This window comes from Paenibacillus sp. DMB5 (assembly GCF_001517085.1).
Taxonomy (GTDB): domain Bacteria; phylum Bacillota; class Bacilli; order Paenibacillales; family Paenibacillaceae; genus Paenibacillus_AQ.
In genome coordinates this window covers 49,784-70,949 of the sequence record NZ_LRAC01000012.1, presented here as the reverse complement: position 1 = coordinate 70,949, position 21,166 = coordinate 49,784, and the positions used below count along the sequence as shown (strand labels likewise).

Sequence of the window (21,166 nt, the reverse complement as noted above, 5' to 3'; positions counted from 1 at the left end):
CCCCCTCGGGGGAATCTGTGCTTAAAAGAGTTTACACAAAATTATTGACAGACCCGCATTTTCGCCATTAATCTCTCACTCCGAGTAGCCTTCAAAACTTGTATTACTTGAAATCAACAAATCTCTTATTGCTTCATCCTGAATTGCAACATCGTATAATTCATCATTGTATTTATTAACATCATCCATATGAGTACTTAAATCATCAAATACTTGCTCCATAAAGTTCTTATCTTCTAACAGAGAATCAAAATATAGTTTTAGAATACCAAACACATTATTAAAATACTCTTGATAATCCATCTCCAACTTGGGAAAATCATTTGAAATATTACTATAATAATAATCTAGAATATTCATACATCTTGTTAAAGGATGTGGATGCGAAAACTTTTTGGTATAAAACTCTTTTTTCTTAATTGTAGTATTTGTTACATCTTTATAAATAAACCCGTAATAAAATAAATATTTCGTTATGATCATACTTGCACAACCAGCATAAAGTAGACATTTAAATTTATCATTTGATCTCTCTTCTAAATTTCTATTCGCGCTAAATACATACTTAAGTACGTCATAGCATCCACTTCTATCTGCATCAAACTCCCATGCGTGCTTCCTGATATTAAAATCACTTTCGACTACATTTTCCTGCATATGGTAACTTTGCTTTCGTATCTTTGAACTGTTAAACTGTTTAATATGACGAAATTCATGACCTAATGTAAATTCTATTGAGCATTCTAACATAAACTTCCCAAAATCAAATTTTTCATCATTACATAAATCAATATATGCTAATCCTATATTTTCATTATTAATCAAGAAATTAAATATTATATTGTTAAAATACTTGGAATCAAATTTATCTGACAATAAAACAGGGTACATATTTGTAATACCAATAATATTGTATCCTTTTCTATGTATAGCAAAAGCATTGCATTGAAAACTATCTTTTATGTAGAAGCTATATTCCTTTATACAGAACACCTCTGCTGATAGCCTATATGACTCAATAAACCTTTTTTCAAAGTATTTATAGATGTTTCTAGTTCTTTCATCCAAATCTAAATCTTCATAAATAAAAACATTCTCTATTACATTATGTTTTCTCAAATGCTCTTTATCAATATAAACGACTTTGTCTTTTTTGTTTTTCATAAGATACTTCCTTGCTATGAGAGTTTATTATTGCACATAATGTTCACCACCTTAAGGAAGCATAATCGCCAGGCACAACTGGCGATCACGACCGGCCGTGACGCAACAATTATAGACAATCAGGATATGTCCCCTGTGCTTGAAATCACTCAAAAATACCCTGACACATTGCAGTGTTGTTATTTTGTTAATTAAAACTGATATTAAGTGAGCTTATGACATATATCATGGTTATGATTCATACCAAGGCCCTCTTACCGAGGGGCTTTTTCATTTCAAGGAAGGATTCAAGGATGAGAATCATCAAGTCACAGTTGGACATTGACGTCCTGCGCCACGCCAGAGCACTTTCGGTGGCACTCTCTTTCCAATGGAATAGATTTTCGTGAATTTCTATATGAAGGTATTCGCGAAGTGATTGAACTATCCTGCCCGTTAGCTTAATGAAGCGTTGTCAGTCTAATACTTTATTTTCTCAGTCTAGAACTTTATTTTCTTTTGACAATAATCAACAGTTACATTCTTTTTTCTAGCTACAAACAATATTTGACGCCTTCATCAAGCACCAACTCTATTATAAAAACTCAAACTTTGTTTAAAGACACCACCTAAACACTGAGTTAAATGTCACCAGACACTCTATCAACAGATTAACAAAATTAAATATCCTCGTCGAATAACCAGTTTAAATCAACATTAAATTCTTTCCTTAATTCTTTTAGAGTTTCGGCAGAGGGTTTAGTCTTTCCCTGCTCAATTTCACTAAGTCGGCCTTGTGAGATCCCTATTTTTTCAGCGAAAACTATCTGATTTAATTTATTCTGTAAACGAATAAATTTTACTTTATCTCCAATTGTATTCATTCATCTTCCCCCATATAAAAAAAGATAAAGCCGCCCTGTATTTTCAGGACGGCTCTAGATGTCAGTGTTGCTGTTACACGCTCATTTTTGTCTTAAGCTTTTCAAAACACAACTTTATTGCAATTTCGTTACTCAAAACAATACTTTAATGTTCAGAACAACACATTAATGTAATTATTCACTAGGTGTATTTGAATTATTACATTAAACCATTGTTCCCTAACTCGTTGTTACTGCTAGCAGTTTTTAACTGTTGTCATTTTTGAAAATTACATTAAACTATTGTTCTTAGATAAAAAGACGAGAAAAATCTCAATTTGTCACTTACATTAATCTATTGTTCTGCAACCACTTGATGGATCAGCAAAATTCATCTTAGTTCTTGCAACTCTTTAAAAAGGCTAAAAGTTACGGCTACTCAGCATATTGCTGTATTGCGATGGTGATTTTTTCAAGTAATTCAACTTCAGATAAATCATGATAGTAGTCATTTACGAATTACCGATCACTTCTGTACCTCCTGAATAACAACTATTTTATATCGAAAACAAAAATCAATAACACTTGTGTCATCCCATCAACTGCTACAGGCCAATGAATCGATAAAGAGCTCGCCGATCCATTGGCCCTTCACAGCTGTAGATACCATTCAACAATTCTATTCACTATCCGAGTATTCATTGGCTTTTAAATTTACGAGGCCCTTATCACCGCTGAAAAAAGTATACCTAGTGTAAGCATCTGCTAGATCAGGCGGTGTATTTTCTACAATAATAATTTGATTATCAGAACATAGCTCAATTAAGATTTTATAAATTTCCTCGTAGACCTCAGGATCTTTTATGAGATCTTTCTCAGCTATTCCTTCGGCCTCAGGATTTATCTGTACTTGACCATTCTTCTTCAACGTTCCTAAGTACTTACTTAGTGAATCTAACATTAGTATTCCAGGATGACCGATTGCATAATTCATTTTTTTACTTGCGACAATTGCCCCTAGATAAGAAACCTGCATACATAATAGTAAGCCGCCGCTTTCATGATCATAGACACTTGATCCATCGTAATAAGGGATGTAAGTATTGGGATGGATATACGTATCTATCGTGCTAGTATAATTAAATCTTTTCATATAAGCTTTATAATTTTCATTCAAATTATTAAATACAGCTGTTTTATATTTTTCACTCACATTTAGATTTGCCAGTTCACCTTCCAGGCGCTTTACTTCCGCTTCTAAATCTGTAATCGTATTCTTTTTTTCGATTATTTTATTATGTATTCTCAAACATTCTTTAATAATTTCATTCTCTCTGCTTAACCGGTTAATAATGCTGTTAATACTATCTATCTGAGATAAGAAAGGGACCTCTGTTTTTTTGGTGAATTCTAAAATAGCATTGTCTAGTATGCTTTTTTTCAAGTTTAACTGCCGGATAGACACTTCTACTTTATCTATATTTGCTAAATCATTTTCGATCATCTTATTAATTAACTTAGTTTTATTGGCAAGCTCACTTTTAATTTTATTCAAAGCATTTACTGAAGCGAACCCATCAGTATTATGTATAAGGTGTGGAACCTTTGAGTTACAAAGTGGACATTCAACATTTTGCTCATTTATTACAAGTTTGTAGTTAATCTCCAGAGTCGCATCTGTCTCTACCTTTTCATGCTGGTATTCCTCCATTAATAATTTCTTGGAGTTAACAGATAGCCAAAATGAACTTTTCTTATTTTCTAATTCCGATATTTGATTCGAAATATCAGTTAATTCCCTTTTTAAAGTAATATACATCTCATTCTCATTATTTTTATTCCTCTTACCATTTTCAATAATATGAGCCTTTTCTGCTTTTCTTTTATTTACTTCAATTTTATATTCTCTTCTCTTTTCCCAAAGGATTATGTAATTCTCTGCATCTTTATCTTTTAAATACGACTCTAAGCCTAATATTTCCTTATTAAGGTCTTCGATTCTATTCTTTGCGTTAACCAACTGTTGCTTGAGGTTAGCTACATCGGGTTCAACTAAACCAAACATCAACTTAAATGCATGGGGATTCTTATAACTCTTAAATTGTGTATTATTTGATAAAAAATCATGTGTCCCCAGTTGATGCTGATTTATATACACATATCTAAAAATATCTCTGAACGATACGGTTGCCAATTCTTTCTTATTGCTATGCTGCTTATATTTCTCTAGTTTATACTCATTAATATTTAGTTTTCTCATAAAGAACTGCATTAGTTCTTCTTTGGATACTATTTTTGGAGTATAGTCCATCAACTCTTCAAAAGAAGCAAAGTAGATCCTAAGTTTGGTCTGGTTCTCTTTGAGCGGACGGGCTATTGTTAGTACCTCTTCATTTATCATTATTTCCAGGTAAACTTGATCACAATTTAAATTCAACTCTTTCTGTACCTTTAAATCAATTTTTTTATCTTTACCCAAACAATAGTCAATGAGACTTAAGATCAATGATTTTCCTGAGGTCTTATCTCCACTAATGACTGTGAGATCTTTATTAAATATAATAGTACGCTTATATGCCGCTCCTAGAAGAATCAACTTATTAAATACTAATCGACTCACTTGGCCTCCCCCTTTAATTTTTTCACATTTTCACTATTGAATTTAATTAGCTCCATTGCTCTAACGTAATTATTAGAAAGTGTAGCAAAGTATTCGGATGTAAGGGATTCTACGAATTCTATCCCTGTAGACGTTATTCGTACTCCAATCTCATCTGGTTTAAAAGATATGTCACCTTTTACTTCAATCCAACTAACTTGCGACATTTCTAGAATAATTTGATAAATTGCAACTTGAAAGCGGAAATACTGATTTGTGGAGATAATAACGTTATCATCTATTTTTGGTTCGTAAAATTTAGTCAATTCAAAGTTTACTAAACTATAATAGAAAACAATTTCGGAAATTTTATTGTATTTCAGCTTACTCTTTAAAGAACACACACGTAGTAATACTAATACTTTGGTTATGTCCAACTTTAGGTTATCGAATAATAGTTGAACAGATGGCGGAGTAGAACTTGTTAAGGAAATGTTATTGGTTTGCAATTCTTCTATCCCCCCACCAAACATTATCATTTTCATCTGCCAAAAGATGAATCATCCCTCGATTTTCATTTTCATCAGATTTATTTCCTTGAAATAGCTTTTCGTACCTTCCAAAATCAATAGTCTCTAAGCTCTTATGAACTACATTCACAAATTCACAACTATCGCCATATTGTTTATAGGTGTCTACATATTTTTCTTTATACTTTCCAAAGACTTTATAAAAGATTGCATCAATAATAGTTATATTCATGCCACTTTTCTTTAATTGCCTTATATATTTCTCCGCCGCAACGTAAAACAGTTTTGTTAGTTCTACAGTGTCTTCATCAATATTCTCTAGCTTCAATTTTTTATAAAACAAATTATTTTCAACATCTTGATTCAGCTCTGATAGACCAGCTCCAACTATAATGTGCTCTACTCCATCATCTGAAAACTTTTTACTTCCTCCATCAGTATCATCAGACTGCGATATTGCTTTTAAAATTTTTCTGATTTCTAACGTATGGGTTGAACACGCAGTGCTGTATGGAATTGTTATCAGTCCGTATTCCTTCCGAAAAAGTGCTATTTTTTCTTCAGTCGGATTACTCAAAAGAATATAGTGAGTCGTCTGGAAACATTCCTTATGGTCTTTAATTAATGTTCTGATAAATTGATCATCAAATGAGAATCCCATGAAGAGAATTTTTCTGGTTCCTGTTACTAATTTCAAAATGTTCTCGTACTTTTTTTCTTTGTATAAGTTTTCATAGCTTTGTCTGCTCAAAACAATCGTTCCTAGATTGCTAGTATGTCCATGAAGATGGCAAACACGTTGTTCATCAAATAATCGGTAAGAACTAAAATCAATATCCTTAAGAAGTATCGGTATATTTTCAAATCCAAGATACTTCTGTAATAAATTTTCATAATTAGTTGTTAAATAAAGTTTGAAATTTAAATTCGCCAAGTCAGCATAGTTATGTAATTCATTATCAGGAAGTGTGATCTGTCGTTCCCTAAATAATTCAACAATTCTTTCCTGTATATCTGCATCAAGGATATGAGCGAATTTTTTCAATTCATCTATTGCCCCCCAGTAATCTTTTGAGTTTAAGTGCCAATTCACTACATTAGCAATAAAAGCTCTATCCCCTACTGCATACTTTTGAGTTATGTCGTCAATTAAATCTTTCCATGTCGGGATTTTGAAAGGAGCTGATAATCCAGCCCCAATAAAGGGAACAACTCTTTCACTCTGATAATCTTTTCTGAGACTTTCCAACTCAAAACTCATTAATGTCCCCTCATGTCATATAAATTTTTTATCTCAATCTATTCATTTTTTATTATTTACTAGTTAACAAGCTCCATTACCTGGTACCTTTTTCCTATTAGTAAATATTCCTCTTTATCTATCATGATTCCTTCTAGGATTCGACTTTTTATGTATATATTTCTCAAACAATGCCTTTTTTATATATCCAATTCATTTAAAATTGGTCTAATTTGCTCAAAATGAGAGCAAGCATCCCTTACTAAATAAAATTTTATTATATTTACTTTTCTGACAAAAAGAGCCCGTGAGAATGCGAGAAATCGCCTATTCTTTGGGCTCTTTATTTATACTTTATAATATATAAAAATGTCATGACTCCAAAATTCAAGTGCTTATCATCAAATTGTTTATAATCAGCATAGAAACTTATATATTCAATGTGATTTATGATTTCTAGGTACAATAGGTGGTAGCTGGTTAGAAAACCAATCTTTATCGTTAGTCATTAACCATACATACAAACTCTGATAGTTCTCTTTTAATCCGCTTCTTGATAGATAAGGATTTTGACTCCTTATTGATATAAACTCTTTCCTTCTTTCTTCCAAACTTTTATTAATGACTCTCCTTCTTTTATGAATGTTTTCATTTTTTCGGATACCAGGCTGCCGTTCCTTCAGCCAAAGAAAATCGTGAGTATGCAACCAAGTATAGTTACTTCCACTTAGTTTTCTAATTTCTTTAGGTGAGGCCGTAGGATTTTCCAAATATATTTTCATGAAAAAATTTCTTCTTTCTAGCAACGTAAATCTAGGCTTTATCGACCCAGTTTTGTCAATTGGAGAGGGCAATTCATGTTCAAACCAAGCGCTGTCATGCATTCGCAACCAAGTGTAATTACTTAAGTCTTGACGTTGAAGTTCTGATCTTGATAAGTTGGGGAATTCATCTCGGAGCCTAAGAAAAGTTTTTCTTCTTTGTTGAAGAGTAATATTATTTTTCTTATTAGGATTTAGTTTAACAGAGGGTTGTTTCAAAGAGAACCATTCAACATCGTTTTGCATAAGCCATTTATAATTAGCACTTTCTAATTGTTTAAGCTCCGATCTTGTTGCATTTGGATATTCATTCAACAACTTAAGGAATTGTTCTCTTCTTTCTTCCAATGTTTTTATTGGTTTGCGAATTACTGTATCTGGTAATTGCTCCATCATCCATTGTTTGTCGTGAGCTATCAACCATGCATAGTTGCTAGGATTAATCTGCTTTAACTCTTTTCTTGTTGTTTTAATGGTTCTGGGTAGTCCATGCAGTGTTTTAAGGAACTCTGTTCTTCGATCTTCTAAACCTAATCTCCTTGTCGTAGATTTCACGTTTTCCCTGAGCCACTCCGCGTCAAATGATTGCATCCATTTAATAATCCTCGGGTCAATTTTAGCGATTTCGGCAACAGTCAAATGTGGATTCTCAGTAATCATTTGTTTAATTCGACTTCTTCTTAATTGTTTCATAGTAACAGCACGCGACTGATTAAGATTAAATTCCCCAAACAGTTCTTTTAACTTTAATCTCAAAAAGACTTTACCTACACCTAATTCTTCTGTCATTTCATATAGATAGACAATATTTTTATTAAGCAATTCTTCAAACTTTGCATCCCAGATCTCACCAGTTCTCAAAATCAAGTCATATTCATATGTTTCCGTTTGAACGTCATTAGTTCCTAACCGTGAATAGACGAAACCGCAGCCTAAACATTTGAAGTTCCCTCTAGGCTTTGCAAATCGGTTTGAATTCTTTAAATCAACCTCATTAATTACATCTTGTAAATAACTAGGACACAATTTATTCAAACATGGCCATGGCCCTTCTCCAAATGGAGTATATTTAATTTCTTGAGATAAGAAATTTTCGATTGTTCCCCCGAAAAACAAAATAAGCAAAAGCACATGTAAAGGATGAATAAACCTCTCTCTTTTCTGGAAAATCCTGTTGATTCCCTGTATTTTTTCTCTTTGTATTGGAATACCAATGGATTCTAAAAATGATGTAGGAAATCTTTTCATGAATTCAGGAACAAGTTTGTCATATAAAATCACTGTCGATTCTACATTCTGATATTGTCCCACTTTTGCGTAAGTAAGAAATTTATTGATTACATCTTTGATTGAAAATTCCATTTCTGAATTAAGTAGAGAATAGTTCTCTTGTGCAATAAGCAACAGATCCTTATTTTTATTTTCAACAACAAATTCTAACGAATGACCATTGCTACAGAACTCAGGAGTGATATTTAGTTCCTTGTTAGATGAATTAACAAACGATTCATTACAAACAGGACATTCTGCTAATAGATAGACATTATGCTTATAGCATACTTTTGAACCCGGTAAATGATGTGATCTATGCCAATATGGTTCTCCAAATTCACAGTTGTCTTCTTTTACACATAATGGACATAAGTAAAGTCTCGGTGTTATGTTTTGTATAAGTTTTAGATATGCTGCTGGATTAGCTCTACTATTTCCATACACCATAGCTTCAAAAAATTTGTTGTTTTTTTCCTCTGACATAAACCTTGTGTAGTAAGGAAATAGAGTGTGCTTCGAAACCAATTCGTTCACGCTCAATCCTAATCCATATTCAATAGAAAAATACTCCAATCTAGTCGGCCACAGAATATGAATTGTCTTTTCGACATTACCAAATAGTTGCCTCTTTGTTCTTCTAGTCATTATACTTCCACTGTAAAAATGAATTCTTGAACAAATACTGTACACTAATTCATCCGGATATGGACTCACTTTACGCATTTCGCTCACCAACCTTGGAGTGTTATGCTGAAATTTTATCCTGAAAAACATGAAAACATTCATCGAGTTTAGCTACTACATACTTTTCGACATTCTCTGTTTTTAAGATTCGGATCCCAGTCTCTCTCAAGACTCGCCATTTCATAGGTCTTTTACCTTGCTGGCTGATTTTGCTTAATGCCCAATCTATTTTCCTCATTTGATGCTTTTCCTCTGTTTCCAAGTTAATCTTTAAGAGTCCCTGACATAGCGGAAGCTTATCAAGGTGTCGTTCAAATATTGCAAGTTTTCCAGTTAAACGACCGATTTTAGAAAGCGTAATTCGCTGAGGCTTACCTTTTTCCGAACGAAGTCTTAAAATAACCTGATTCAACTCATCAGCCATTTCTACATCTCTTTGATTCCAATTCACTCGTGATCTACTTTGTACTTTATTAGGCATGCTCGGTAAGTTAGTCTGAAGCCATTCTCTATCATGTCTGTATAACCAACTGTAGTCTTTCCCGTTTGCTTTTCGAAAACTGGTGTAATTCGAGAAAATCATGTTCTGCAGTAAACGATTCCTTCTTAAATCTCGTTCTTCATCCACCTTCTGCTTTGGCTGTGCCTGTTTTTTCTTCGCATATAACATCACGGTCTTAGAGTCTACAGCTAAAGTCTTTGCAATGGACCGAATCGTACCACCTTTTTGTAAAAGATCATCGGCCAAGGATTTCCAGTAATGCCCGAAGTCTTTGATGCGTCCATATGAAAACATATCCTCATACTTCAGATCTGGTCCCCGCCGCGAGTAGTGAAATCCACAGAGCTCGCACTTGAATGAACCAACTGGTTTTTTGGTATCTGCGCAACGCGAAATGGTTACATTTAAAATCGTATGCTTTTTATAATGATCACTAATTTTGTTTAAGCAGGGCCAAGGTCCTTGTCCAAATGGAGTATTATTTATAGGTGAAACAATTCCATGAACTCCTCCCCATAACAATTCAATCACCAGGACATGTAGCAATGGGTGAAATGAATACCGTGGCTTTCTTAACAGTGTAGACAACCAATTGTTTGAACCCAAAGGGACAGGAACACCGAGTCTTAAAAGAACGTCGGGTGAAAACATCGATCGGAATCTAGAACAAACCTCTTGTTGATTAATTCGTCCTCCAATCGTGCAAAGTTTCATCTGAATAAGTTTGCTAACATACAAATCTCTGAGACTTAAAGGAAGCTTATCTTCTAACGTGAACTTAAACAGTTCTACTATTCCTTTTGATACCCTGAGTAAGGTCTCATCTATATTAGTGACAACCTGGGATGACAGATTATGACCTTGGCTGCAAAATAAAGGACATATAGATAAACTCTTCGTATCGTTAGCTGAGATCAATTCTTTGCAAACCAAACAATGAGTAAGTAATTCACATTCGTGAATAGGACATACTAAGTTACCCGGCAATTGATGTTCTCGATGCCAAAAGGGCTCACCATAGGTCAGACTGTCTTCCAAAAGACATATAGGACATAATCGGAGTGCCCCGCTTACCCTTACCACACTAGCCATTATTCCGGAGGTAAAGTGAACACCGCCTCCAGGACCACCAAGCATATGACTTTTAATGGTTTGGGCTTGTTTTTCCGATAAGAATGGTTTGTAGAATGGAAAAAGAGTATTATTATGAAGAATATCATCCATAGAACCATTGATAATGGTATTAATCGGGAGAATTGTTGTAGGAAGATCTGACGAAGTTTTTTTGTTTTCTAGTCCGTACATCTTTCTTCTAGTGGGTTTTATACCTTTGTGTCCATTTAAATGATGGTATCGGGCTACAACACTAAGAAGAAGTTCATTTGGATATGCTCTCATAGCAATAACTCCTTGTCACAAACCTAGTCTTAATCTTACATCTTGAACATAACCTGCCCGTTTTATCAACTCATAGAACGTTGCATTCTTCTCTTTTTCTTTTAGTGCTAAAACAGGGAACAAACTACTAGGCTTATACTTACGTTGGCTTTGTCTTGCCCTAGAATCTTTGCCTGATAACTTAGGATTTTTTTCAGTGATCGGTTCGGCCTTATAATCAAGTGCAGCTTGGTATGCGGCTCGCTTCCATTGGTTTAGGTCCGCCAATTTAGTTTCATTAGCCACTGACCTCGCAACTTCGGCTGTAAAATCAGCATCCATTAGCCAATTAATGATTACTTGTAATTGATTATCTTGCTCTTGTTCATATAACACCTCCTCCAAGTTAATTCCATATGTTTCTTCGTAAACTCGTTTTTCTTCAGTTGTAATAAGAGTTGCAGGATCATAACTCATAAAGATATCTAAATACTTTTTCATTTCTATCTTGTCGCCACTACGAAGAGCCTCTAACGGTGGCTGCAATATCCGAAATTGATCTTGAGCAACAGAATGAATGACAGAAGCTGATAATAGTTCACCAACACCAATAACTCTCTTTTGGGATTCCTTAAATATCTTTACAACGAGATCTGGAATCCCTTGCGATTCATAATACAATGCTTCTTCGATTTCTGGAGTTAGTTCCGCTTTTTTTAAAGTCCATTGATGCTTCCATAAAAACTCCAATAAGGTTTTCCAGTCACTGTTAGTTTTCTTTAATCTATCCCACTCGATGCTTCCTTGCGCTGTAATCCTTTTAATGTTTCGAAATTCTTTCGTGAATAGATGACGAGCCTTAGGAGTCCCTATTAAAACTATGGGCACCCCAATCGTGTTAATAAGAGTGTTAAAAAAATTGAGCATAAGGGCAACTCCACCAGATGCATGCTCGTGTAAATACTGAATTTCATCTATGACTAAAACTCCAAGATGGTGCTCCAATGCGAGAGCTGACAACACAATAATTAACTCATCTGTTTTGTAATCTTTATACTCGTTGTAATCTATCCCTCCCATCAACTCTCCCATTTCCTTGATAAAACTTAGGCAAAGTTGTTTAATGGTTCCGGTCACTGGACAGTCTATTTTCATCCATACCAATTGTTTTTCTTCATACTTCTCATGGATGATTACTTGAGGATAGATATTAAGAATTCTTGCTATTCCTGTACTCTTTCCCGCACCTGATATTCCAATAATCCCTAACGCGGACGATGTTGGTAAAGGCACATTATGTGCTTGCCTCTCTAATTCAGCCATTTCCGGCTTTTTTAAAGACAAAATGGCATTCCTCATACGGCGAATATGATCATTATTCGTAATATTTCGTGAAAGATACCCTTGTCTGATAAAGATCGAGAGCTTTTGTTCTACTTCAAGGTGTTTATTTAATGGAATGAGGTATGTGGTGAGTTGTTCTACACAGTGTTTTCGTTTGCTAGAGGAAAGTTGCAACTCCTCTGGGTTAAATTCCTTAAATACCTTTATTTTCTTGGTTGCTTCTACAGCATCCAAAATCTCAGGGAGAGCTTCAATCATAGGGAAATTCTTATAATGGGGAACACCAGTATCCTTATACTCTGCGAATTCTATTCTTCCCCGATTTGGTTTTCTAATGTTCATCATCACTCCTCCTCTTCTAGTGCATACCTTATCAGATCAGTATTATCTTCAGCTGGTACGTAACTTACTTTCTCCTCCATGGTTGGAAAGTTGATTACTTTACTCGTTTGTACTTTTTCATTTTCTGTAGCTTCCAACCCCCAACTACTCTCTTCCCTTTCTTGCTGCTTGGCAACTCGTCGATGTTCTTTACCATCTTTCATTTGAACCTGGTCGTTACCTGAATTCTTAGTGGAAGCCTTAGAAGGTTTAACTACGTCTTCAATTTTGCCAATATAGTTTATTCTATCTTCTTCATTTTGAGCCCTACCTCTACGAGCCATTCTTGCTTCGTAAGCGACAATATCAAGCTCTTCTTCCCACCTAACCTGTTGCTTACGTGATACTGACTTCTCATTCTGCTCGTCGAGTTTATAGCATTCTTCAAATCCCCCATCCTCATGCCTTAAAAATATTCTGGATGTATCCCGCGGATCAAAGGAATATTCAACATCTATTTTTTCTCCATTTCTTGCGTGAAAACGCCAACTTTCATTCTCAGCAGTATCACACGTGAAAAGACTTTTGTTGAATTTAATGCCACTAGCGGTGAACCGACCTTTCCGCGATGGAAGCAAGTTCATACGTAATTCATCCTTGCTTGCAAAATGAAGTGAGCCTAAACTATTTTTTCTTCCCCACTCCCATAGGGAAATCGGTGTTGGGACGACATCGTTAGCAATCATGGCATCATTTCTTCTATACGAGGCCATATAATGTTTGTTGTGGTATCTCACGTATTCGATGAGGATCGTTTCAAACTGATGGATATCTAATAAATCTTTCATGACGGGCTTTTGATCACCGCGTTCATGCATACGTTCCAAGATTCCACCTGGAATCCATCTCACATAGTGTTCATTACTTACATCAAATGCTTTTTCAACAAAAGGCTTCCAGTCTGGCCGATATGCAGGCAGATGTTCTAGCTTTACGTTTAATGTCTTAATAAGATGAGACGGATTGTTTCCAACATATTCTCCACGGTCAGTGGTTAAATGTTCAGGCAAACCAAAGGATGGCCATTCTTCTTTAGTAATATCAATACCGAACCTCTTACAATATTCCACCTTGTCGGAAGCCGCATTATCTAATGCAAGAGCTGCCCCGATCCAACTTGGGCCCTCCAGTCCTACATAAAGCCCTGCTATTAACCGGCTAAAAACATCTACGACAAAATATATTATGGGTCTACCAATAATCCAATTTCTATTTTTTCGATTCACTAAATAAACATTTCCTACAGTTGCATCGATCTGATACAAAGAACCAGGTCCGAATGATTTTTCATCAAAAGTGCCCTCAATTGCTCTGTACTTTAAATTCACCTTTCTTTGGCCATACCGCTTCTGGTACTCATCCTTAGAATTACGTTCTTTTTGATGCCAGTAATAAAATTGGCGAAATGTAGGTCTTTCATGTTCCGGCATTAATATGATTCCTTCATCAGCATCAATACCTGCTTTATAGTAAGCTTTTAGCATTAGAATATACACTTCATACAACGTTCTTTTATCTCTTTTCTTATACCAGCGATCTATCGCTTTTTGGAAATGATCTCGTTTGATTTCTTTTGTAATTTTAATACCGACAAGTTCAGGATTTAATATTGAATCTTGGTTTCTTTTGCCTACTTTTTCTCCAGGTGTATCACGCGCTATTCCCTTACCGCCACATTTATAGAAATCAGGAAGCAGGGAATTGACCCTCATTCCCCTTTGCCAATACTTCCTTAAATTTATTCGGACTAACGTTTTTGACACTTTGTATTTTTCACTAATTTCATCAATAATAATTCCGCGCAGTCTCTTTTTTAAGATATCAAAAGCATGTTTTCCGGTAACTGCTTCCTCAAGATAGCCCCAAACTTTATCACGTATGAACGTATCTTTTTCATTTAATTTAGAATCGGGAAGCATCATTCTTGGTATTACATATTCAGTGAATTGAATTTTCCCTTCGATGATTTCATTCTCAATTATTTCTCGGTCATTGAACTCCGGTTGAGCTGTCTTATCGAAGATATCGATCGTAACAACAACCTTTTGATTCACCCAAAGTACTCTTAACAGAGTGGGGGATATCTCCTCAATATCATCCTCTTCATCTATTTCCGGCCAAAATTCTAGAATACTATTGGGATAAATTTCAGTTTGCATGTTTTCTACCCACTTCCCTTTTGGACTCAACTAAGTCAAGAATCAACAAAGGTTTATTGGGGTCGAGGGGTTGCTCCATATCAACAATCCATTCTTTAGTAATAATAAGATGCCGAGCTATAGTAAGGCTGTTGCCCGGTAAGAGGCCTAATCTATCATCTGTCTCATTTGTAATATCTGTTAAGATACGCGTTCTCTTAAGTACATTAGGTTCCATAAGCTTTTTTACTCTAGCAACAGTATTATCAGATATTTGATATTTAGAGAGATCGTAAACGCTGTGGACATAATCTATATTTTTTGCATATGCTACAGGAATGTCTTTATCAGTAACCAGTTCCCATTTAACTCCTCTACGTTCCCAGTAAATCCGCTCGATCTCCATTTTCTCTATTTCTCTCACGGTGATTAATTTAAAGGGTTTTATAGAAACCGCGACTACAGATCCATCAAGAAAATAGATCAGGTAATCACTAGTCATTACTTTCAGCTCTTTTGTGTTCGGATTGATCGGATGCTCAACATTCAGCTCTTTCGCAATTTCTATTGTTTCCTCAATATTATCAAGTTGGTTATCAAGCAGTGGATACTGTTCCTTGAAATCGGAAATTAGATTGGACCAGTCTAATAATAAGAAGTAGAAGTACTCCCAGTCAGATAAGAATAAATGTTCACGCCCATTTTTTATTCCCTTGGGCCTATGAGTATTACCCCTAGATGATACTTGCTTGGCTGTATACCAAGGTGTGTAATTTACTCCTTCACCTTGGCCCTTACCTTGTTTAACCCATCGCTTTATCTGATCTTGAACGGTTGAGATTACCATTATGAATCACTCCCTTCAGTTTTACAGATTTCGCTAAATTCTAGTTATTATACGAGATATAATAATACATAATATTTTAATTTCAAACATTTTTTTATATTTTTATTTTATATTTTTAAATTTCTTTTATTATTACCACCTTTCCATTACTTTGCATTACCTTCCACTACTTGCATATTTCATGACAGCGTATAAACATAGATTATTTCCAGCTTAGCATCCATTTTCTTAAATCGATTGAATATATCTCTCCAACTCCTCTTAATAATTCACATATTTACTTCTCAGTTCAATTGACTCACTTGGAATAACACAATTCTTTTTTCTATCCACGACATAAACTGTGTTCATATTATTTGGGTTGTACATTATTACGACTGTCCAATTTGACAGCCATCTAACTTTCTCAAACCAGCCTTCTTTTATTGCTACTCTGTTTGAATAATAGATTCCCCTAAATGAGATACCTAAAGACGTTACTTTTGCGACTCCAATTGAATATTCACCCTGTCTCATCTCTTCAGCTCCTTTAATATTTTTTATTAGTAGTATTATTATTATCCGTTTTCGGATATTTATTCTTATTTATTTGACTTTTCTATTAAAATCAATTCGTTTTTCAACCTTGTATTTCAAGGTACTACACGCCCCTTTATAACTCGAACGCTTCGGACACCCTTATAAAAATCTTAGCCTTACAACAAATAAAGAGCCTGCGCTTAGCGCAAACTCTTTATTCGCCCGTCTATTCTTATTTAGATCCAATCTTCTGTAAGATCCAGCGTTCTATTACAGATATCGCATTGAACTTGAATAACCATACCCAGACCAGATGGGATGAATGTATAGGCAAACTTAGCTCCCCCGACGTCAATCGGTTTACATGAATCCCATTCCTGGATCTTCTTTTCCATTTTATCAGTAATCTCAAATATCATGATCGTTCTCCTTTACGATATATTTGTTCATTATGTTACACCTTTACTTATTTAAATCTCTAATTTCCACAAAGGATTCAATCAGTCCTAGTAAATACCGACTTAACGCAAATCCTATATCACTACAGCATCCCATTATCATGCGTTACATCTTAGATTCAGTATCCGCTGGAGCATCTCTTAAAAAGTATCGATCTGCACAATTAGAGACCAGGATTCCACGTGTTTTCTCATGAATTTTTAAAAGCTGGTTAAGGACAAAAATACGTTGAACATTATCTTCTGCAAACATGAATAGTTGATTCTTATAATAATTTAATTGCTGCTGGCTCTCCCCTGAATATCGTGCATTTTTTTCATAAACACTGAGCAGTTGCAAGTGCAACTTATACACTTCTTCATAATTCATTTAGTATCGGCCCCCTCTCTAAGATACAGTATCTTGGTATACTATTGTCTCCAGCATTATACAAATCATACTATAGAGGATCTAGATTAAGGATAAGGCTTTATCAGCTGCTCGTGCTTGTCCCCTGCCCAGCGGTCATCATTCTTGACAAAAAGACGGTGCTTTTTGCACCGTCTCCTAACGATTATGCTATTTCCAAACTTAAGATAATCTCAGATCTTCTTCAACTTTTACGATTCTCCAACCATGCCTTATTGCATCTTGAATATTTTGATCCGAAATATTTCCCTCATGCATTGCAACACCTGCGAAATAACGCGGCCGGCTTAGCGCAACATACGCCAGTTTTAAAGTGTCTTTCACTAACGATTCTTCAATCAATTCAGGCTGGTGAGTACCGGCAAGAAAGCTGAAAATTTTAGACATGTCTGACTCTCCATCTCGAGTTGATTCCAGGAGTAAAGTAGCAAAATGTGTCTCTCCCTTAACACCATGTATATTGTTCAATTCGAGGTCCATTTCTACAGTAGGTACATTCTCTGCATATTCATGTTGCTGATCCTTGGCTAGAATCTTCACTATACGTGTTCTCAGATCTGTAGTATCTATAAGTTCAATCTCAGTAATATCTGTATTTGAAACAGCACCAAATAGCGCGCCTTGATAGCTTTGAAGAGTTGATATGCTTTTGAGTACCCCTCCAGTGAATCATGATGAGGGCAAACAGCTGTTATTTTTCCTTTGATATCAGCCGTTTATACCGAAGCAGCTTTAAATTCATATCCATTTGATAATAAACGCTTAACAGTCGTTCTCTATTCTCATTATTAAATATAAAAAGATGTGGGTTGGCGGAGCTGATTGCTCCATTCGCTCGTTGGCTGCTATATTCCTCTATACACTTTTGCTACCCTTACCTAATTCCTCTGAGCTTTTTATTGCAGATTCAACTCTGCTTATAATCCATTGTTTAGTTTTGTTTTGTTTTGTTCAAATCCTTCATCAATAGCCGCCTATGTTGTTCCATTTGGTGAGGTTACATGTTTTTTATTTAGTTATGTCTATTGATCGGCACAGTTAAAAACAGCTGTTTCCTTTAATTCCGCTGCCTATATACGCACGCAATGCTTCATCAGGCTGGGGATGATAAATACCACGATTACGATAAGGTCGAGACAATTAATCATGTCTTGTTACATACTTCAACAATAGCCCGCCATCATCCAACTTTTCGACTTCTTTCAAGTTGAAATTTACGGGGTGTTGATTTGTTATAAAAGAGCTCGTTTCAAATAGTGTCACTGAGTTTGATGAGGCTTCTGCAATGGGGGCTACGATCAGGCTCAATTCATCAACTAGTCCTTCATTCAAAAAGGCGCCATTTAAATAGCCCCCACCTTCAAGCATTAATTTATCAATTGAGAATAAGTTTTTTAGCTTTTCCACTACGACAATAAAGTCCAAATTTTCTTTTCCGCCGAAAATATAAGAAATACCGAGATCTTTTAAATAGGTTAGGTAAGAATCAGGGACTTGCTCAGTTAGGATTTCTATTATATGGTCCTCTTTTCTATATTCATTCCACGATGCAATAAAATTCTCCTTCCATCCTAGTTTTCCAGAAGGGTCTACAGCTATGGCATAACTTTGAGCATCCTCGTTTCCGATATAATCCGTTCTAGGGATAGGCGGTATGCCCTCGTATTGTAAATCTAATTGATGTCCAAGAGTAAAATGTTCCTCCATTGTAATCCGGCCGCACATCCATGCATTACATCCGTAACTCTCATGAATTTTTTCGTATTCTTCTGCAAAATATATTGCTCGTTTCATCTTGAGATAATCCCCATTGATTTTACCATCCAAAGAAGTAAGCATGTGGCAGATAACATATGGTCTTTTCAAACTAGCTCCCCCTTTGTTTCAATAGAATAACGTAATGAAGAAGTAACCCATGAGGATTACTTCTTCAAATGTGTAAGTTTATTTAGTTGCATTTCCATAAACTTCGTCCGAAACAGGTTCCAACCATTCCGGCTTACCTGCTGTGATTGCAATATGCTCAAACCAGCTATCTTTTGCGGCTCCATGCCAATGCTTTACTCCATCGTGTGTAACGATCACATCACCGGCTTTCAGGGATTGAGCAGGTTTTCCTTCTTCCTGGTACCAGCCTTCACCTCCAGTGACCAGCAACAACTGAAATCCATCGCGATGAATATGCCAGTTATTTCGGCATCCCGGTTCAAAAGTCACATTGCCTACACCAACATTTACTTTTGGGTCAGCGATTAAGGTTTTGAGATAGCTTTGTCCTACAAAAAATTGTGCATATGCTTCATTTTTCTCTCCCACAGGGAAAATAACGCCATTTTTCACTTCTTCATGTTTTATCATTTTAAGTCCTCCAATAAACCTATTTTTTATTAACCAACTTGAACAGTTGGACGGATAATCATTTCATTAATAGCTACGTCTGCTGGTTGTTCGATTGCAAATGCAATAGCACTGGCAATTCTGTCAGCGCCAATGGCTACTTGGTAAAAGTCCTCCAATCCCGCTTTCATAACGGGGTCAGATATAGTTTCCAAGAGCTCACTAGTAACAGCACCCGGAGAAATATTAGTCACTCGGATATTGTTTCCATTCATTGCCTCTTCTTGCCGCAAGCCTTCGGAAATTGCTTTTACCGCAAACTTTGTACCGCAATAAACAGTGCCACCTGGATAAATATTATGTCCGGCTACCGAAGAAAGGTTAATAACGTGACCAGACTTACGTTCTCTCATAGAAGGAACGATAGCAGCGATTGCATAAAGGACACCTTTGATATTGACGTCAATCATCTTGTCCCATTCATCTACTTTATTCTCAGCAAGAAAAGCTTGCGGCATGATTCCCGCATTGTTTACTAATACATCAATTTGTCCAAACTCGCTAATAGCAAAGGCGGCAAGTTGTTCCATTTGTTCACGGGAAGTCACATCAGTTACCTTATATACTGCTTGTCCGCCACTAGCCTGAATCTCATACTGTAATTGTTTTAATCGGTCTTCACGACGAGCTGATAAGACCACCTTCGCACCCTTTGATGCAAGTTCTTTTGCAGCTGCTTCTCCAATTCCGGAAGAGGCTCCTGTAATAATGACAACTTTATCTTGAATATTCGACATCGTTAAACACCCTTTCTTAATTTTCAGGAATAATTTCATTTATGCATGCTAAAGTATTTAACGTTCTCGGAAACCCCATATACGGAAGGCAGTGGGTGATCGCAGTGATCAGAGTTTCCTTGTCGTTGCCAACATTTTTATTTGCTTGTACGTGAGCTTTAACTTGACCTTCAGCTCCACCCATAGTACTTATGATACAGAGTGTTAACAACTCCCGTGTTTTCAAATCAAGTCCGCCACGGGTGTAGAAATCTCCGAAGCAAAAAGCTGAGAGGTATTCCTGAATATGCTTTTGATTGGAAGGAGTACTCTTCTGCATTTTTTCAATGACATCCCCAAAGATCTCTTTCTGCACTGCAAGACCTTTATCAAAACGAGTATTTTCTGAAACCTGACGTTGGCTTTCAAGGGGCAATGCAATATTATTAGATTTGAAAACCTCATTGACCTCATTGATGGCATTGAGTGTTTTGGGAAATCCAATGTACGGAGCGCACTGATAAACAGCCTCTTTAATTTCGATTGGTGTTAGTCCAATGTTAAGTGCTGCACTGACGTGTGCTTTGAGCTGAGGCAATGTCTGGTTAGTCGTAAAAACAACCAGGGTAATCAACTCACGCTGCTTGTCATCCAGGTTCCCTTGATAGAATACTTCCCCAAATATAAAATGACTTAGAATGTCCTGGAAGTCAGGATCAGTAGAATATGTGGCTGGAATGCCAACGCTAAAAAGCTGCTCAAATTTCTCCTTGCTCTTTTCAATACGATCCATGAGTATATCACCTTTCTGAATTTATTAACCTTTCTATTTTTCCAAAGAACATTGAATTGATGTGTTAAAAAATTACACGTTAATGCGATACCGTACACATGTGTATAATATAAAATGAAATAAGGATATCATC

Annotated in this window: 18 protein-coding genes; all 18 read right to left on the bottom strand. The window is 35.7% G+C overall.

Translation table 11 applies throughout. From position 1 onward, the window contains the following. Window positions 1-75: 75 nt before the first annotated feature. The 18 genes from AWJ19_RS03020 to AWJ19_RS02935 all read right to left on the bottom strand — a co-directional run bounded on the left by AWJ19_RS03020 (window position 76) and on the right by AWJ19_RS02935 (window position 21,033). Entirely contained in the window at window positions 76-1,164 is a 1,089-nt protein-coding gene (locus AWJ19_RS03020; RefSeq protein WP_068721415.1) for a hypothetical protein, read from the bottom strand. A 659-nt stretch (window positions 1,165-1,823) separates the two neighbouring features. Then, on the bottom strand, window positions 1,824-2,027 hold the full coding sequence (locus AWJ19_RS03015; protein WP_068721414.1) for a helix-turn-helix transcriptional regulator: 204 nt from the start codon (window positions 2,025-2,027) through the stop codon (window positions 1,824-1,826). Window positions 2,028-2,685: 658 nt separating this feature from the next. Further along, window positions 2,686-4,626 (bottom strand): hypothetical protein, encoded by a 1,941-nt coding sequence (locus AWJ19_RS03010; protein WP_068721413.1) that lies wholly within the window; start codon window positions 4,624-4,626, stop codon window positions 2,686-2,688. Continuing rightward, entirely contained in the window at window positions 4,623-5,114 is a 492-nt protein-coding gene (locus tag AWJ19_RS03005; RefSeq protein WP_082707672.1) for a hypothetical protein, read from the bottom strand. The genes AWJ19_RS03010 and AWJ19_RS03005 overlap by 4 nt, the downstream gene beginning before the upstream one ends. Further along, a complete protein-coding gene (locus AWJ19_RS03000) occupies window positions 5,101-6,396 on the bottom strand; it encodes an SIR2 family protein (protein WP_068721412.1) in 1,296 nt (431 codons plus the stop codon). The genes AWJ19_RS03005 and AWJ19_RS03000 overlap by 14 nt, the downstream gene beginning before the upstream one ends. A 416-nt stretch (window positions 6,397-6,812) precedes the next feature. Beyond that, window positions 6,813-9,191, bottom strand: a complete 2,379-nt coding sequence (locus AWJ19_RS02995; RefSeq protein ID WP_198536455.1) for a TnsD family Tn7-like transposition protein — start codon at window positions 9,189-9,191, stop codon at window positions 6,813-6,815. Window positions 9,192-9,213: 22 nt separating this feature from the next. Continuing rightward, complete coding sequence (locus tag AWJ19_RS33815; protein ID WP_082707670.1) at window positions 9,214-11,052, bottom strand: TnsD family Tn7-like transposition protein; 1,839 nt, start codon at window positions 11,050-11,052, stop codon at window positions 9,214-9,216. Between the two features lie 15 nt (window positions 11,053-11,067). Further along, entirely contained in the window at window positions 11,068-12,717 is a 1,650-nt protein-coding gene (locus tag AWJ19_RS02985; protein ID WP_068721405.1) for an ATP-binding protein, read from the bottom strand. A 2-nt stretch (window positions 12,718-12,719) separates the two neighbouring features. Then, window positions 12,720-14,915, bottom strand: coding sequence for a Mu transposase C-terminal domain-containing protein (locus tag AWJ19_RS02980; RefSeq protein WP_068721403.1), 2,196 nt, complete (start codon window positions 14,913-14,915; stop codon window positions 12,720-12,722). Further along, window positions 14,905-15,741: a heteromeric transposase endonuclease subunit TnsA gene (locus AWJ19_RS02975; RefSeq protein ID WP_068721401.1), complete on the bottom strand. Its 837-nt coding sequence runs from the start codon at window positions 15,739-15,741 to the stop codon at window positions 14,905-14,907. The genes AWJ19_RS02980 and AWJ19_RS02975 overlap by 11 nt, the downstream gene beginning before the upstream one ends. Window positions 15,742-16,002: 261 nt before the next feature. Next, complete coding sequence (locus AWJ19_RS02970; protein WP_068721398.1) at window positions 16,003-16,257, bottom strand: Mu transposase C-terminal domain-containing protein; 255 nt, start codon at window positions 16,255-16,257, stop codon at window positions 16,003-16,005. A 239-nt stretch (window positions 16,258-16,496) separates the two neighbouring features. Continuing rightward, on the bottom strand, window positions 16,497-16,679 hold the full coding sequence (locus AWJ19_RS02965; protein ID WP_068721396.1) for a hypothetical protein: 183 nt from the start codon (window positions 16,677-16,679) through the stop codon (window positions 16,497-16,499). 145 nt (window positions 16,680-16,824) lie between these two features. Further along, window positions 16,825-17,088 (bottom strand): hypothetical protein, encoded by a 264-nt coding sequence (locus AWJ19_RS02960; RefSeq protein WP_068721394.1) that lies wholly within the window; start codon window positions 17,086-17,088, stop codon window positions 16,825-16,827. A 201-nt stretch (window positions 17,089-17,289) separates the two neighbouring features. Next, window positions 17,290-17,667, bottom strand: coding sequence for a hypothetical protein (locus AWJ19_RS02955; protein ID WP_068721392.1), 378 nt, complete (start codon window positions 17,665-17,667; stop codon window positions 17,290-17,292). 600 nt (window positions 17,668-18,267) lie between these two features. Beyond that, window positions 18,268-18,993, bottom strand: a complete 726-nt coding sequence (locus tag AWJ19_RS02950; RefSeq protein ID WP_068721390.1) for a RibD family protein — start codon at window positions 18,991-18,993, stop codon at window positions 18,268-18,270. A gap of 78 nt (window positions 18,994-19,071) precedes the next feature. After that, window positions 19,072-19,485 carry a cupin domain-containing protein gene (locus AWJ19_RS02945; protein WP_068721388.1) on the bottom strand — a complete coding sequence of 138 codons (414 nt, stop codon included), beginning with the start codon at window positions 19,483-19,485 and terminating at the stop codon, window positions 19,072-19,074. Between the two features lie 29 nt (window positions 19,486-19,514). Then, window positions 19,515-20,261 (bottom strand): SDR family oxidoreductase, encoded by a 747-nt coding sequence (locus AWJ19_RS02940; protein ID WP_068721386.1) that lies wholly within the window; start codon window positions 20,259-20,261, stop codon window positions 19,515-19,517. Window positions 20,262-20,277: 16 nt separating this feature from the next. Continuing rightward, on the bottom strand, window positions 20,278-21,033 hold the full coding sequence (locus AWJ19_RS02935; RefSeq protein ID WP_068721383.1) for a carboxymuconolactone decarboxylase family protein: 756 nt from the start codon (window positions 21,031-21,033) through the stop codon (window positions 20,278-20,280). Window positions 21,034-21,166 lie beyond the last annotated feature (133 nt).